This is a genomic window from uncultured Merdimonas sp., assembly GCF_963929015.1.
Lineage (GTDB): Bacteria > Bacillota > Clostridia > Lachnospirales > Lachnospiraceae > Merdimonas.
This window is the reverse complement of the sequence record NZ_CAWVHE010000003.1, coordinates 275551-289703: the sequence shown is the minus strand read 5'-3', so window position 1 is coordinate 289703 and position 14153 is coordinate 275551. Positions and strand designations below refer to the sequence as shown.

Genomic DNA, 14153 nt, shown 5'->3' with positions numbered 1-14153 from the left:
TTGTAACAATAAGACCCGTTGCAAAGCCCCCATCTAAGCCTGGAAATGCGTCAACCCATAGTTGCGAAGTGATAAAATGTTCCATCAGATCCTTTATCTGCGACTGCCAATTCCAGGCTATTGTAATTCCATAAACAAGATGGGGTACGGATTCCCCTGCTCGTCAATCTCTGACCTTTCCCGAACCCGGAATCCCATATGCTCATAAAATCCTTTTGCCTGTGGATTCTGCTCATTGACAGTCAGTTCTTTGACGCCATATTCTGTAATGCCATATTCCAGCAACATTCTTCCTAATCCCCTGTCCCGCTCTTCAGGCGCAAGAAACAGCATTTCCAGCTTTCTGCCGTCAATCCCCATAAAAGCAAAGAAACCTTATTCTTCTGTCTCAGCATCCCCCATATCAAGTTCCATTACAACTCTCGTACGAGGCAGATACATTACATCCGCTGTGTTTATACTATCCTCCCCGCTGTGTTTATACTATCCTCCCCGCTGTATCGTTTGTATGTGCTCTTGTTCACTGTGAACCGCCGCTTTTTTCCATCTTCATCCAGCCCTTCTATCTTATAGGGGATATAATAGTCCATTTCCGTATCAACATCCCATGAGATAACCCGCAATCGCGTACACTCTGGCTTTGAAATATATGGAATGTCAAGGATTATATTTCTTAAAAAAATAAAACAGAAAAAAAGCGAAATACAGAGAAAAAGAAGCCACAGCAAAGCACCTTTCCGGCTTTCTATCCTCCGGTAAGAATAAACCAGCAATCCTCCCGCTACTATGATAAGAATTACTCTTTTCACTATATGTGTGATATAGCCTGCCATCCCTTCTTCAAGATACCCGCCGCCTACCCACATCATAAATAGCGTATATAATGACAGCAAAACCAGTATAATAATTCCTACCACTATGTAAAAAGTTCTGTTTCCTTTTTCTCTTCTGCTGCTTTCCAAAAATCTCACTCCGTCTTTTTCTGTGGAAACTTTTATTTCACATTCGCAAAGGTATACGCCTCTGCTACCCAGCCCAGCAGTTCTTCATCCACCTCATCTGCTGATCCGATCACGATATGCGTCGTCCACCGCCCCGGATAAGGTTCTGTCTTCACGGCCACCCGGGGAGATTCCAGCGGATAAGGCATGCCAAGCGTGATCACAAGGTAGGGATCTGGCAGCTCTTTCTTCTTTTTTACCCGGGCAAAAGATACGCAGGCAAAGAGATACCGGTTTGAAAAGGATATCTGTGATTTCTGCACCTTGATCCTCGTGTCCGGATATTGATCCATAACTGCGCCTGCAAATGCTTCATACAGTGGAAGCGCTTCCGGCTGCTGTTCAAAAAACAAAAGTGTAGCTGTATCCATCTGTCTGTTTCTCCATCACATCTCATCTACCAATTTTTCTCTATATAACCCATTGCTTCCTCTTCCGTAAGCTGATAGGTGTCCTGAAGTTTTTGCAAAATCTGCCCCTTCGGAATATCGAATTCCTTCAAAGAACGGATCAAGCCACCGATTCCCCGCTCCTGCTCTTCCTTTTTACCATCTTGATATCCATCCTCATAACCCTCTTTTTTCATGGCTTTTTCGTATGCTTCCTGGTCAAATCCTTCCAGTACCATCTGTACCACCTCTGCTTTCTGCAATCTCAGGATATCCGCCAGGACCCCCGCCGGCAATACAGCTTTCCACCGCCCCTTCCACTGCTTCCTGCAGATCTTGCCCTTTCGCCTGATTCTTCCGGATGGTATCCACGAAGATGGCGTATTCCTCCAGACGTCTGCATTTTTTCATCAATTCCCGGTTATGCCCATAATTGATATTCAACATCAGTGTCTGACATTCCAGGCAGGGCTCTTTCTCCCCGGTTGGCCGCTGGAAGAGATCTGACAGTTTTAAAATCTTCCGGTCCGGTTCCTCCTGGGTCCCGTTGTAGAACACGATGTGCTGGGGAAAAGGAAATACTTTAGGTGAACTGCTGTAAATATTGATCTCACGGCTGGAAATATGTCTGTTGTAAACGCCTGCAAAATACAGAAGCCCCCTCATAGGCATGTTGGGATTGTAAGTACTCTGGTGCTCATACAGGTTCAGCTCTGCATCAATCAGGAAGGACAAATCGTTCTTCATAGAAAGGTACAGAACATTTTCGAGGGTGTTGACTTCCAGTTCTTCAGGATTGTCATAGTTCGTCTCGTTGATCGCATTATAAAGATCCAGAAGATCCTTCTTGTTATTAAACACAAAGCGAAACAGGCGATCCTTGTAGTTACGGTTCGCAGCAGGATATTCCTGAGTATGAAATTGTTGCATCATTGATTTTCTCCTTTCATTATAAAAAACAAAACAAACCGTTGCAACCTTTAAGTGAGCTCAAAAAAAGTCTGGAATAAAATGGCGGAAACCGCCGAATATAAAATGGACAGCCGAAAATCCGGCCTTTGCGGGAAGAAGAACCCTCCCATTGATTGTTTGTTCATTATAGTAGATAAGCTCTTAAAAAACAAGATGGCAGAATAGACAAATCTATTCCCTGCCATCTTTCTTCTGCGCCAGCTGCGCGACCGCCAGACAGGCCAGCCCAATTCCAAGCATGCGGACGGCGCTGTCACTTTCAATCTCATTAAGGATAGAAAGAACCACAACCGCAACTCCCATCGCAAGGGCGACGCCCTTTAACGCAAGATCCACGATCTCAACGGTTTTATGCTTCTCTTCTCCATTTCCCTTTGTATCCGTTTTCACCTGCATCAGTTCATCTACCGAGACATGAAAGATCTCCGCCAGCTTGGGAAGGCTGTTTATATCAGGGAAGGACAGATCCCGCTCCCATTTTGACACGGCCTTGTCTGTAACTCCCATTTTCTCTGCAAGCTCAAGCTGGGTCATTCCCTGTTCCTTTCGAAGCGCTGTGATCATCGTTCCAAATGTCTGTTGTCTCATATGTGTTCACTCCTCCTTTGCTTTGATGACTGCATGTTAACATTCTCTGCTTATGGAACGCAACCGACTGCCGGTTTCCTTTCCCCGACTGGTAGTTTACCTGCAGTTTAGCACAGCATGGTAAACTATTTCGTCTATTATACCATTCCGATGCCATTCTTGCATTTTCTTTCTGGGATAAGGGATGCCACACCATATATATAGCCGAATCATTTCTGTAAATAGTTCGCGATACAACCCGTCATTCTGTACAACCCGTCATTCTGTACAACCCGTCATTCTTGACTTGCCACCATCTTTGTGCTACACTGACACACATAAACAGTAAGATAGGGGTGAAAAGATGATTAACTTTTCTTGCAGATAATTGAATGATACATGGATGCTGTGTTTTACAGTGCTATTGCGTCCATTTGCAAGAAAGTGAACCATCTATTTTCTCGATATATTGTAATTCTATCACTCTCGATACAGGTGATACTGTTATGCTATGACGAGTTGCAGGAAATGACTTTCTTGCAACTCTTTTTTAATTTCTTTATCCATACAGCGAAGGAGGAATGCAATATGTCGATGATCCGGGTGGAAAACCTTACCTTTGCCTATCCATCCAGCTATGACAATATTTTTGAAAATGTCAGTTTTCAGATAGATACCGATTGGAAACTTGGGTTTATTGGAAGAAACGGCAGAGGGAAAACCACTTTCCTGAATCTCCTGCTTGGAAAATACGAATACCAGGGGAAAGTACAGGCTTCTGTACAATTTGACTATTTTCCATATCCTGTCAGCAACAAGGGCAGACTCACCACAGACATTCTCTCGGAAGTGTGCCCGCTAGCAGAAGAATGGGAACTTTTGAGAGAACTGTCCTATCTGGAAGTCCGTGAAGATGCACTTTGGCGGCCATTTTTTACACTGTCCAACGGAGAGCAGACCAAAGTGCTGCTTGCCGCACTGTTTCTGAATAGTGGCCACTTTTTACTGATCGATGAGCCGACAAACCATCTGGATATGAAAGCCAGGGAAACCGTTTCCGCATACTTGAAACGAAAAAAAGGATTCATCCTGGTCTCCCATGACCGCTGTTTTTTAGATGGCTGTGTTGACCATATCCTGTCCATCAACCGGTCAGACATAGAAGTGCAAAAAGGGAACTTTTCCACCTGGTTCACCAACTTCCAGCGCCAGCAGGGATTTGAACTCGCTCAAAATAAAAAACTAAAGAAAAGCATTGCTACTATGCAAAAATCCGCTCAAAGAACGTCCGCCTGGTCAGACCGGATGGAGGCTTCCAAATATGGAAACGGCCCGGTTGACCGTGGCTATATCGGCCACAAGTCCGCCAAAATGATGAAGCGCTCAAAGTCTGTCCAGATACGGCAGCAACGTGCAATTGAGGAAAAATCCCACCTTCTCAAAAATCTGGAGACTGCAGAAGATCTGAAGATCGTCCCGCTGCTCTACCATGCAGATACCTTAGTGACTTTCTCGGATGTTGTGCCGGTTTTTGACGGCAAAGATGTCTGCCTGCCCATTTCCTTTTCCGTGAAACAAGGAGAACGCATTGCTCTGGACGGGAAAAATGGTTCCGGAAAAACAAGCCTTCTAAAACTTCTGACCGGTCAGCATACCGAACATCGCGGCACGGTTGCAATCGGTTCCGGTGTGATCCTGTCCTATGTTCCGCAGGATACTTCCATGCTGAACGGTTCTCTGTCAGAGTTTGCAAAAACCAGCCAGATAGACGAAAGTTTATTTAAGGCGATCTTGCGGAAAATGGATTTTTCACGCATACAGTTTGAAAAGAAAATGGAGGATTTTTCAGCGGGTCAGAAGAAAAAAGTGCTGATCGCCAGAAGCCTTTGCGAGCAGGCGCACCTGTATGTCTGGGATGAACCGCTGAACTATATCGACATTTACTCCCGCATGCAGATCGAGAAACTGATAGAAGAATTCTCTCCAACCATGATTTTTGTAGAACATGATCTCGCATTCAGGAAGAATATAGCAACCAGGACCGTTTATTTCTCCATCACATAATTTGTCAACTCTATCCCGCTTCTTACAACTTTTTGCTGTCTGATCACCCGGTAGCCCCGGTGTTCAAAAAAGGGTCTGGCCGTAATAGACGCATGGGTTGTAATGGTCTGCTTTCCGGCCTGACGCTCCAGTTTGTCACAGATCGCCGAGGCAATCCCCTCTCTCTGGTGGTCCTTATGAACATACAGCCGGTCTAAATAGCCGGATTCGTCGATATCCCCAAATCCTACGATCCTGTCATTTTCAACCGCCACAACCGTGTAATGTTCCAGAAACGAGCGGTTCCACTCCTGCAGGTCCACTTCCCCGTTTGCCCATGCATGCAATTGCTCTGTGGAGTAGTCTTTTCCATTGACACTGTGAACCGTCTGGTAGAACAATTCTGCCAGCTGATCAACATCAGACGGAATATATTCCCGAAGCTGCATTTTTTCATGATTCCCTTTCCGTAAGCTGATAGGTTCCCAGGCAGATGCGATCCGGACAGCCGCAGCCATTCCCCCGTCCCCATACGACGGATTCCTCATGAAATCCTTCGCAGATTCGCTTAGTTCCTGATCCTTTTCTATTGAATACACCATCTCGTTTTCCCAGCCGGACAATCTGAAGCCGGATATTGCCTCCATATCCAGAAGCACATCCGCAAGATTACTGCGGTAACTCTCAAAATGCTTTTGTACAAGATAGTGCATCAGTTCACGCCGCTTTTCCATGCTTTTTATATTTGCAGACACTGGTGACGTCCGGTATTGGATCAGCGGTTTTTCAACAATCCCCGCATGAGCATCCGGTGCGGTTTCCAGCATACTCAGGAAAAAATCCCAGTCTTCAAATCCTGACCGCATGGATTCATCATACCCTCCGCACCGTTCAAACGCTTTCTTGCGAAGGATATGGGTTGCCGGACAGCAATTGTGGGATAAAAAAGGTACGATATTGCCGCCCGAAGGACGCACGATCGCATCCAGCGTTCCGAATGTATGCATCCAGGAGGAGGCAATTACCATAGAAGGATGTTCCAAAAGTAAATGATACACCTTTTCTATATATTCTTTTTCAATCCGGTCATCTCCATCAAGAACCAGCACCATGGAAGAATGGGCTGAGCGGATTCCTGTATTTCTTGCAGCCGATACTCCCTGATTCTCCTGAAATTGTATGATAACCGGGACAGGAAAATCCGGACTGTTTTTCATCTCTCCCAACACAGCAAGTGACTCTTTATCTGTTGATCCGTCATCAACGATAATAATTCTTTCAGGAAGCAGGGTCTGACTGCATACGGACCGGACCGCTTCCAGGATCATAGTCCCCTGATTATAACTGGTGATAACTGCCTCAATATCTCTTTTCATATCGAATCATGTCCTTTATCTTTCAAAATCAAAAAATCCCGGAAAGCCTTTTTTATCGGCTTCCCGGGATTTTCTAGCAGGGGATGAGAGAATCGAACTCCCGCCAAAGGTTTTGGAGACCCCTATCATACCACTTGACCAATCCCCTGTATGCATTTATTGCACTAGATATTTATACCATATCCGGAGAGGATTTGTCAATCACAAATTCTAAAACTTATCAAAACAATTCTTATCCTTCCGAATTGACTTTTCTACATCTGTAGAATATAATAGTTCTACAGATGTAGAATTTGTTTTCAAACCTAATTTTCAAATAGAAATGAAGGGAGGCGACACCTGATGAAGAAAATGACTCATCTTCCGGAAAGTGAACTGGAGATCATGCAGATCATCTGGGCAGAACCTGCGCCCGTATCCCGGATGACCATTGAGCAGGCGCTGGAAAAGATCCATCCTCTTGCCCCCACGACCATCCTGACTCTCCTGACCCGCCTGTGTGAGAAAGGATTTCTGTCGCTGGAAAAAGAGGGGCGGACCAATCTCTACCGCCCTCTGATCGAGCAGAAAGATTACCTGGCGTCAGAAAGCCGCTCCTTCCTGGACCGGATGTTTGGCGGATCGGTAACCGGATTCGCTACTGCTCTGTGCGACAGCGGAATTGACAAAGAGGATCTGGAAGAACTGCGGAAAATGCTGGAAAAGGAGGTGTTCTAAATGACCGACTTCATGCTTTTTTTCCTGTTTCGCCTGTTCTGGGCCTTATTTCTTGGTTTTGCACTGACAGGATCTCTCAAAAGCACCTGGAATGCCGAACACGGACGAAAGGGACCGCTATGGGGGGTTCGAAGCGACAACAATACTGTTGTCTTTCTGGATCCTCTGGTCCTCCCGTTTTGCATCGTCTTTTACATTAGCTTGTGCCTTCTGTTCTTCGGATGGGAGAAAAGCCGGGGCTACATCTTCAGTCTGGGCGTAGATCTGTTTTTCTTTATCAGCGTCTATTTTGTCCTGGTGTTATTTCTGCTGCCTGCTTTACGGACCCGATACACCGCCAGAACCTGCGCCACATTCTGGGTGATACCGGTCTTCCTGTTTTATCAGCCAACTGTTATTTACAACTATGATCACCTTCCCCTGCCGGTCAGACCTGTTTTTTACGTGCCTCGCGCCGTTATCTATACCCTTCTTCTGGTCTGGCTTGGTGGATTCGCGCTGCTCTTTGCCTGGCAGGTTTTCTCCCATCTTCGCTTTTCCAGAATGCTGAAAACACATTCCCATCCTGTGGAAGACTTAGAAATTCTCGCTATCTGGGCCCGGGTAAAGCGTGATCTGGAGATCGGAGATCTGACCCGCCCTCTGGGACTTCGCTTCAGTTCCATGATCCGCACGCCCCTGACCATCGGCATGTACCGTTCCAACTGGATAACCTACCTTCCGGAACGGGATTATTCCGAAGAGGAAATGGAGCTTATTTTTTCCCATGAACTCCACCATATCCAGAGGCACGACACCCACACCAAATTTTTCCTGGGGTTTGTCAATGCCCTGGGCTGGTTCCACCCGCTGGTCTGGCTGGCAGTGAAAAAAGCAGAAGAAGATCTGGAGCTGTCCTGCGACGAGATCGTTTTAAAAGACGCCGACCCTTCTACCCGGAAAAAATATGCAGAACTTCTGCTCTCCATTGCCGGCGACAGCAGGGGGTACACCACCTGTCTCTCCGCTTCTGCAAAGACACTCTGCTACCGGCTGAAATCCACAGTTTCTGCCAGAGAAAAGAGGTTGGGCCTTCCTCTGCTTTTCCTTACAATTATAATTAGCAGTTTGTTAATGGGAAATGTAAATCTTTCCACAGACCGTGGAAAGATGACGGAAGTGACAGGGCTGACCAGTGCAGACATTGCAGAAGCCAGCTTTTATCCGGAAGGGACAGATCATCCGGAAGCGGAGATCCCTCTTGCGGACCCGGAATCCGTCTCCCGGTTCCTGAGTGAACTGGAGATGGAAACATACCTGACAAGCTACGGCGAAGCAAGCACCGCGGATACTCCGACTTTGTACGGCATTTTATCGGAAACAGGCCAGTCCTTTTTCTTAACAGAGGACTGCCTGACGATCTACGAAGTGGTCGATCATAAGCTAAGTTCCAGGCAGTACCATGTAACCTTCCCCGTTGACTGGGAAGAGATAGAGACAGCCCGGTAAATTACCGGGCTGTCTGTTTCAGACTGGAAAATTCATGGAAATACCGTTCCTGTTCCTCTTTTGTCAAAGCCGCCAGTTCATGGAAACATTCTATACTAAGATAGCCTGCCGAAAATAACAGTTCGGTAAAATCCTTCTTCGTGTATCCATATTCCTTTTCCCACTGGCAGATCTTTTTCATGCCGTAATAATAACAGGTAAAATATCCCGGCCCGTTCAGATGTCCTTCCACCTGCCTGCGGGCAGTTCCCTGTTCAAAACCAAGCTCCTCCTGATATACCTTTACGGCATCCCCAATAGTTCCGCCATAATAAAAGAGCAGCAGGTCCACATAGATCCGAACCGATGCATGATGCCTCCGATAAGCTACAAATAACGGGAAGAAGGGATCTTCCCCGTAAATGAATGCAAAGGCTTTTTCTGTTCTAAGACAGGTTCCCTCCAACAGGGGCACCAGCTTGGCTCCAATCTTCACTGTTTCCGGCGTCTCATCTACCTCTGCCCGGATATACTGTACATGATGTCCCGGATAAGCCTCATGCAGCGCATTCAGGCGGATCCAGCCATCCGAGATGTTTTCATAATTACACTGGTTCAAAAACATCTGTCCCCGCAGTGGGCGGACGGAAAAATCCCCTCCTTCATAACCGCCCCAGGGATATGAATCAATACAGGACAGCGGCGCTTCCACGCAGACACAGCTTTCGTCCTCCGGAAGCCGGACGTATTCGTGAGCCAGCGCCCTGGTCCGTTTCAGGTAAGTATTTGCCCGCCGGTACATCTCTTCCGGACTTTTGCAGGCCCCTTCATACAGATTGAGGATTCCTACCACTTCTTCCATGGTTTTTGGCGCGGGATCAGAGATGTCCAGACTTCCGGCAATTGCGAACACCTCTGCCCGGGTTTTTTCGATCTCTTCCCGGTGCCAGGCAAGAAGCTCCTCAAAGGAAACGCCCAGCCGTTTTTCGAGAAGGGTCCGGTATTCTTTCTCTTTCATTTTTACTGTCCTGTTAAAGTCTTCCTCTGCCTCGGATTCTGATTCTTGTCCAACCGATTTTTCCAGTTCTTCTTCCATCTCTTTGAGCGCTTCACAGAATTGTCGCAGCGCATTTTGCAACATCTCCTGCTGTGCTTCTGCAAATTCCGGAAAATAACCGGTGATCTCCCGGTCCAGTACTTCCAGACGGCTCCTGGTCTTATGAAGCGCCGAGGCTGTTTCCTTTCGTCCCTTTTCCGAATGACGTTCCAGGATCAGTTTAAGGAAAATCTCTTTTTTCCCACACAGCTCTTTCAGCAGGGACGTTGCGTCCTTTGCCCTTTCCTCATCCGGCTTCCGGCTTAGTCTGGAGATCGCCTCAATCTTTTCAAAGCTGCGAAGATATGGCTTCTCCGGATGATTGCAGGCCTCCTCCAGTTCAAACCCCTGGGCATCCAGGAAATCCCCCATATGATGTCTGACCAGTGCATAGACCCGATCAGGCTCCTTTAGCTCCTGCTGCCGCCTCCGAAGTCCGGCAAGCTCAGTCCTCATCTGTGCTTCACTTTCCGGATCCGGCACAAATACCCCTTGTGTCTCCCCGCTTAACCTCCTTGCAAAACAGGCGCAGTCCCGGTCCAGCTCCCGGTACATCTGTGTAAGTTTCGGATCTGTCATATCTTTGCTCCTCCTTTCAATCAGAAATCTATTCCAGGGAATATCCTCCCTCTTATTCCTGCTGCCGCTCCCAGCAACAGGAGTAAAAACAACAAGTTCCAAAATGTAAAGATTGCCAGAAAGCGCCCCCTGCTCTCTGGGTACTCCCGGGTAAAAATCTTATAGGAAATCAGGCTGGCAAGAGATGCGATCAAGGTCCCCAGACCGCCCAGATTCACTCCGGTAAGCAAAGCAGAAAAATCCTCGCAAAACCCAGATAACAAAATGGCCGCCGGCACATTGCTGATCACCTGGCTTGCCAGTACTCCGGTCAGCAGTTCCCTGCCCGCCACCAGATCCATCAAAAGGTCGCTGATTAGGGGGATTCTCTTCATATTTCCCACAAAGACAAAGAAAAACAAAAAAGTCAGAAGCAGAAAATAATCCACCTCAAGATACAGCCGTTTATTGACCACCCCGATCACCACGATTACCAACAGCAGCACCGGAATATAATTCAACACATGAAACACAACCAAAAGACATAAAATCAACAGGATTAGAAACGGAAAAATTTCTTTTACAATTTCTACTCCTGATTTTTTCTTTTTTTCCCGCATTTCCAGGTCCATCAAAGGTTCGTCCCTTCCCGCTACTACTGCTGCCATAAGCAGCACCAGGGACAGTCCGGCATAAGGCAGGACTGCCAGAGCAAATTCCCCCATGCCAAGTCCGGAGATGGAATACAGATACAGATTCTGAGGATTCCCGATAGGCGTGGCCATGCTTCCAAGATTAGCTGCAATGGTTTCCAGCACCACCAGCTTCACCAGCCGGTCTGTCTCCCCGATCATACGGAACACCAGCATGGTAAAAGGCACAAAAGTGATCAGCGTTACATCATTGGTAATGACCATGCTGCAAAAAAAGCACAGCAGCACCATCACCGCCGACAACGCCCGGATGCTCCCCGCCCGCTTCAAGAGGAAATGCCCGATCCGGGCAAAGACGCCTTTAGACTGAAACCCTGCCACAATAATCATCAGGCAGAACAACAGGGCAATGGTCCGGTAATCCGGGTATGCAAAATACTCCTTATCCGGCGTCACCAGAAAAGCAGAAGCCACCGCCAGAACAAAGGCGATGCAGCATACCGTTTCATTCTTCCATATATTTTTAAGAATCCTCATTTTTCTGCCTCCGTGCATAATTTCCCCGAAAACAGGCCCGCCAAAGCGGCGGGCCTGATCCCTTATCAATATACACCAAATATTGCTGAAACACAAGAAATTCTTTGGTTTACCGGACCATGCGATCCATAATTTCCAGACGTTTTTCAAAAAACATCCGATATCCTTCACAGAAATAATTTTCATACCCGCCGGCTTCCGCATGATACTCCCGGTTCCGGTGACAGCCGCTGCGGCAGATAAAGTAAAACTTACACTCTCTGCATTTATCAGAGATGTTTCTGGATCTTTCCTGAAATCCGATTCTTTTCCTTTCCAGCTCAAGATCCCCAAGTCTGTCCGTATTAAAATTTCCCAGACAATACGCATCCAATGCGTAAAAGTCACAGGGATAGGCGCTGCCGTCTGCCTCTGCTACGATCTGCGATCCACAGTGCCCCATCTGCTCACAGGATTCCGGAACCGTCCCGGTAAGTATCTGAAAATAGTTTTCCAGTCTCCGGATATGGGGCGCCCGCCCTTTTTCCCAGTCTTCATACCAAAGGTCAAACAAACGGATCAGGAACTCCCCGTATTCCTTGGGCGTCAGTCCATATGCCGTCTTTCCGTGCCCTTCTCCAAGAGGCTCCAGACAGGCGATATACTGCTGATATTCCCACCGGTGTCTCCGGTAATCTCTGTAAATCTCCTCAATCCTGTGCGCCACTTTTTTATGGACAACGGTCAGGATATTGTAGTCGATCCCATAAGCATCCATCTGTTCTGCCGCCTGCTCAATCCTTTGATAGGTCGGCTTTCCTTCCTTTGTATGCCGAAAGCAGTCATGTGTCTCCTCTACTCCGTCCACAGATAGCCCCACCAGAAAATGATTTTCTTTTAGAAATTCACACCACGCTTCATCTATCAGATAACCGTTGGTCTGCAGAGTATTGCGGACTTCTATGTGATTTCGGTTGTACTGTTTCTGCAGTTCCACAGCCTTTTTAAAAAAAGGGATCCCGCAAAGCGTAGGCTCTCCTCCCTGGAACGCGTAGGTGATACTCCCTTCTGCGTGCCCTATGGTCTTTCTGATGATATTTCGCAAGGTTTCTTCGCTCATAAAACCATAGGAAGCCTGTGCTCTTTTTGCGCTCTCATCGCAGTAAAAGCAATAGTCGCACTGTAGATTGCACAGTCCGGACGCAGGTTTTATCAAAATATTCATTGGCGGCATACGACATTCCTTCTTTCTGCCCTGTATATCGTGACTACCACTTATCGGTCGGAAGCGGAAGGGGATCTACTGTTCCTCCCATCCGGTCGGCCAGAAGCTCCAGCATACGGATCTTCACCTCCTGATATTCCGGCGCGTCCCAGAGATTCACAAATTCATCCGGATCTGTCTCCATATCATACAGTTCTCCTTCCCGGGAAGTATGATATCTGGAAAGCTTATACCTTCCGTCATATACCATGGTTCCGTATGCTTCCGGCTGTCTGTGCCAGGGCATCGCTTCATAATACTCACAGTAAACACTGTCTCTGTGCTCAGACTCCGGCTTTTTACCGGTCAGGATATCCACAAGAGAGATTCCCTGCACGCCGGGCTCTACTGTGCCAAGACACAGCTCCTCTATCGTGGGGACCAGATCCGTCAGCTCAGTCAGCGTACGGAATCTTACATTTTCCATAAAATGCCCCTTCCAGGAAATGATCAGCGGCACATGGGAGAGTCCCTCATAGAAATACGGCCCTTTCAGATAAATGCCATGATCTCCCAGCATCTCTCCGTGGTCAGAAGTAAATATCACGATCGTATTATCAATTTCTCCGGTTTCCCTAAGTGTATCCATCAGGCGTCCGAACTGGATATCGATCATCTCCACCATGGCATAATACGCCGCCTTGATCAGCTTATGCTCATATTCACTCATCTCATCAAAAGAGAAATGATGCGGCGTCTCCCGGTTGTTGTACGCACTTTCGTGATCCTGCTTCTGGAAAATGGTCTTCTTTGCCAGTTCATCCGGAATATATTTGGGCAGCGGCAGTCGATCGATCCTTTCCAGATATTTATCCAGAAGTCTTTTTGGCGGATCAAAAGCATGATGAGGATCAAAGATGTTGATATTATAAAACCATGGCGGACTCTGGAAATCCGGCATCTCCTTCTTTTCTTCCGCAGCGTAGCGGATCCAGTCTATCGCCTGGTCTATACACCATTTTGTAAAATGATCCTCTTCCTCCATGCCGATCTTAACGTAACCCATGTCGTCAAAATCCGGATACTGATACTTTTTACCCCTTTTAAACAGCCAGTGACTGTATTCATTTCCACTCCAGTATGTACCTCCCGATTCCGGAAGGCCTGCATTGCCAATCCCGGAAGGATTGTGGGCCCAGTGAAACTCTACAAATCCGTCATCAATCCTTTTTTCCATGATCGGACATGCCGTCGGGCCGCAGGGCGCCAGATGCAGTTTTCCTGCCAGGCTGCAGTAGTATCCGTGTTCTGCCAGAACTTTCGATATGAGCCGTTCTTCCGGCGGCATAGACTGCCCGTTTGCCCGGCACCTGGTCGTCCGCGGATAACGTCCTGTCAGAAAAGACGCCCTGCTGGGAGTGCAGACCGGGGACTGGCAGTAAGCCCGCTCGAACAATACACCCTCTCTGGCAAACTGGTCCAGATTCGGCGTGTCTACATATGGATTCCCATAACACCCCAGGGTATCAAAACGCTGCTGATCTGTTACAACCAGCAATACATTTGGTCTTTCATTTTTGGATTCTTTCATTCT

General features: G+C 47.3%; 14 protein-coding genes, 1 tRNA gene and 1 pseudogene. 3 read left to right on the top strand and 13 right to left on the bottom strand.

Annotated features, from left to right (window positions below; all coding sequences use genetic code 11):
- Window positions 1-117 precede the first annotated feature (117 nt).
- The 6 genes from ABGT54_RS02185 to ABGT54_RS02160 all read right to left on the bottom strand — a co-directional run bounded on the left by ABGT54_RS02185 (window position 118) and on the right by ABGT54_RS02160 (window position 2950).
- Window positions 118-360: a GNAT family N-acetyltransferase gene (locus ABGT54_RS02185; protein WP_346662645.1), complete on the bottom strand. Its 243-nt coding sequence runs from the start codon at window positions 358-360 to the stop codon at window positions 118-120.
- A 95-nt stretch (window positions 361-455) separates the two neighbouring features.
- Window positions 456-962 (bottom strand): hypothetical protein, encoded by a 507-nt coding sequence (locus tag ABGT54_RS02180; protein WP_346662644.1) that lies wholly within the window; start codon window positions 960-962, stop codon window positions 456-458.
- Window positions 963-994: 32 nt separating this feature from the next.
- A complete protein-coding gene (locus ABGT54_RS02175; RefSeq protein WP_346662643.1) occupies window positions 995-1372 on the bottom strand; it encodes a DUF5655 domain-containing protein in 378 nt (125 codons plus the stop codon).
- A gap of 26 nt (window positions 1373-1398) precedes the next feature.
- Entirely contained in the window at window positions 1399-1629 is a 231-nt protein-coding gene (locus ABGT54_RS02170) for a hypothetical protein (protein WP_346662642.1), read from the bottom strand.
- Window positions 1610-2323, bottom strand: coding sequence for a hypothetical protein (locus ABGT54_RS02165; protein WP_346662641.1), 714 nt, complete (start codon window positions 2321-2323; stop codon window positions 1610-1612). The genes ABGT54_RS02170 and ABGT54_RS02165 overlap by 20 nt, the downstream gene beginning before the upstream one ends.
- Before the next feature lie 210 nt (window positions 2324-2533).
- On the bottom strand, window positions 2534-2950 hold the full coding sequence (locus tag ABGT54_RS02160; protein ID WP_346662640.1) for a helix-turn-helix transcriptional regulator: 417 nt from the start codon (window positions 2948-2950) through the stop codon (window positions 2534-2536).
- Between the two features lie 567 nt (window positions 2951-3517).
- Here ABGT54_RS02160 and abc-f point away from each other — a divergent pair.
- On the top strand, window positions 3518-4993 hold the full coding sequence (gene abc-f, locus ABGT54_RS02155; protein WP_346662639.1) for a ribosomal protection-like ABC-F family protein: 1476 nt from the start codon (window positions 3518-3520) through the stop codon (window positions 4991-4993).
- On the opposite strand, the gene ABGT54_RS02150 is transcribed toward abc-f, so the two are convergent.
- From ABGT54_RS02150 to ABGT54_RS02140, 3 genes and pseudogenes are all read right to left on the bottom strand, one after another.
- Entirely contained in the window at window positions 4975-5421 is a 447-nt protein-coding gene (locus ABGT54_RS02150) for a GNAT family N-acetyltransferase (RefSeq protein ID WP_346662911.1), read from the bottom strand. The two genes, abc-f and ABGT54_RS02150, sit on opposite strands and share 19 nt — an antisense overlap.
- Before the next feature lie 372 nt (window positions 5422-5793).
- Window positions 5794-6348, bottom strand: a pseudogene (locus ABGT54_RS02145) (glycosyltransferase family A protein); the annotation flags it as partial.
- A 77-nt stretch (window positions 6349-6425) separates the two neighbouring features.
- Window positions 6426-6496: transfer RNA gene (locus tag ABGT54_RS02140), tRNA-Trp, on the bottom strand.
- A gap of 194 nt (window positions 6497-6690) precedes the next feature.
- Between ABGT54_RS02140 and ABGT54_RS02135 the strand changes: the two genes are divergently transcribed.
- Window positions 6691-7065 carry a BlaI/MecI/CopY family transcriptional regulator gene (locus tag ABGT54_RS02135; RefSeq protein ID WP_346662638.1) on the top strand — a complete coding sequence of 125 codons (375 nt, stop codon included), beginning with the start codon at window positions 6691-6693 and terminating at the stop codon, window positions 7063-7065.
- Entirely contained in the window at window positions 7066-8553 is a 1488-nt protein-coding gene (locus ABGT54_RS02130; protein WP_346662637.1) for a M56 family metallopeptidase, read from the top strand. It abuts the gene before it with no gap.
- Window position 8554: 1 nt separating this feature from the next.
- Here ABGT54_RS02130 and ABGT54_RS02125 read toward each other — a convergent pair whose 3' ends face one another.
- From ABGT54_RS02125 to ABGT54_RS02110, 4 genes are all read right to left on the bottom strand, one after another.
- Window positions 8555-10207 carry a DUF885 family protein gene (locus ABGT54_RS02125; RefSeq protein ID WP_346662636.1) on the bottom strand — a complete coding sequence of 551 codons (1653 nt, stop codon included), beginning with the start codon at window positions 10205-10207 and terminating at the stop codon, window positions 8555-8557.
- A gap of 20 nt (window positions 10208-10227) precedes the next feature.
- Window positions 10228-11376, bottom strand: coding sequence for an SLC13 family permease (locus ABGT54_RS02120; RefSeq protein WP_346662635.1), 1149 nt, complete (start codon window positions 11374-11376; stop codon window positions 10228-10230).
- Window positions 11377-11485: 109 nt separating this feature from the next.
- A complete protein-coding gene (locus ABGT54_RS02115) occupies window positions 11486-12589 on the bottom strand; it encodes an anaerobic sulfatase maturase (protein ID WP_346662634.1) in 1104 nt (367 codons plus the stop codon).
- A 34-nt stretch (window positions 12590-12623) separates the two neighbouring features.
- Window positions 12624-14150: a sulfatase-like hydrolase/transferase gene (locus ABGT54_RS02110; protein ID WP_346662633.1), complete on the bottom strand. Its 1527-nt coding sequence runs from the start codon at window positions 14148-14150 to the stop codon at window positions 12624-12626.
- Window positions 14151-14153 lie beyond the last annotated feature (3 nt).

Bases quoted from the DNA above. Each gene is read 5' to 3' on its own strand.
- ABGT54_RS02185 (WP_346662645.1), bottom strand. From the start codon at position 360: ATGGGGATTGACGGCAGAAAGCTGGAAATGCTGTTTCTTGCGCCTGAA.
- ABGT54_RS02175 (WP_346662643.1), bottom strand. From the start codon at position 1,372: ATGGATACAGCTACACTTTTGTTTTTTGAACAGCAGCCGGAAGCGCTT.
- ABGT54_RS02170 (WP_346662642.1), bottom strand. From the start codon at position 1,629: ATGGTACTGGAAGGATTTGACCAGGAAGCATACGAAAAAGCCATGAAA.
- ABGT54_RS02165 (WP_346662641.1), bottom strand. From the start codon at position 2,323: ATGATGCAACAATTTCATACTCAGGAATATCCTGCTGCGAACCGTAAC.
- ABGT54_RS02160 (WP_346662640.1), bottom strand. From the start codon at position 2,950: ATGAGACAACAGACATTTGGAACGATGATCACAGCGCTTCGAAAGGAA.
- abc-f (WP_346662639.1), top strand. From the start codon at position 3,518: ATGTCGATGATCCGGGTGGAAAACCTTACCTTTGCCTATCCATCCAGC.
- ABGT54_RS02150 (WP_346662911.1), bottom strand. From the start codon at position 5,421: ATGCAGCTTCGGGAATATATTCCGTCTGATGTTGATCAGCTGGCAGAA.
- ABGT54_RS02135 (WP_346662638.1), top strand. From the start codon at position 6,691: ATGAAGAAAATGACTCATCTTCCGGAAAGTGAACTGGAGATCATGCAG.
- ABGT54_RS02130 (WP_346662637.1), top strand. From the start codon at position 7,066: ATGACCGACTTCATGCTTTTTTTCCTGTTTCGCCTGTTCTGGGCCTTA.
- ABGT54_RS02125 (WP_346662636.1), bottom strand. From the start codon at position 10,207: ATGACAGATCCGAAACTTACACAGATGTACCGGGAGCTGGACCGGGAC.
- ABGT54_RS02120 (WP_346662635.1), bottom strand. From the start codon at position 11,376: ATGAGGATTCTTAAAAATATATGGAAGAATGAAACGGTATGCTGCATC.
- ABGT54_RS02115 (WP_346662634.1), bottom strand. From the start codon at position 12,589: ATGCCGCCAATGAATATTTTGATAAAACCTGCGTCCGGACTGTGCAAT.
- ABGT54_RS02110 (WP_346662633.1), bottom strand. From the start codon at position 14,150: ATGAAAGAATCCAAAAATGAAAGACCAAATGTATTGCTGGTTGTAACA.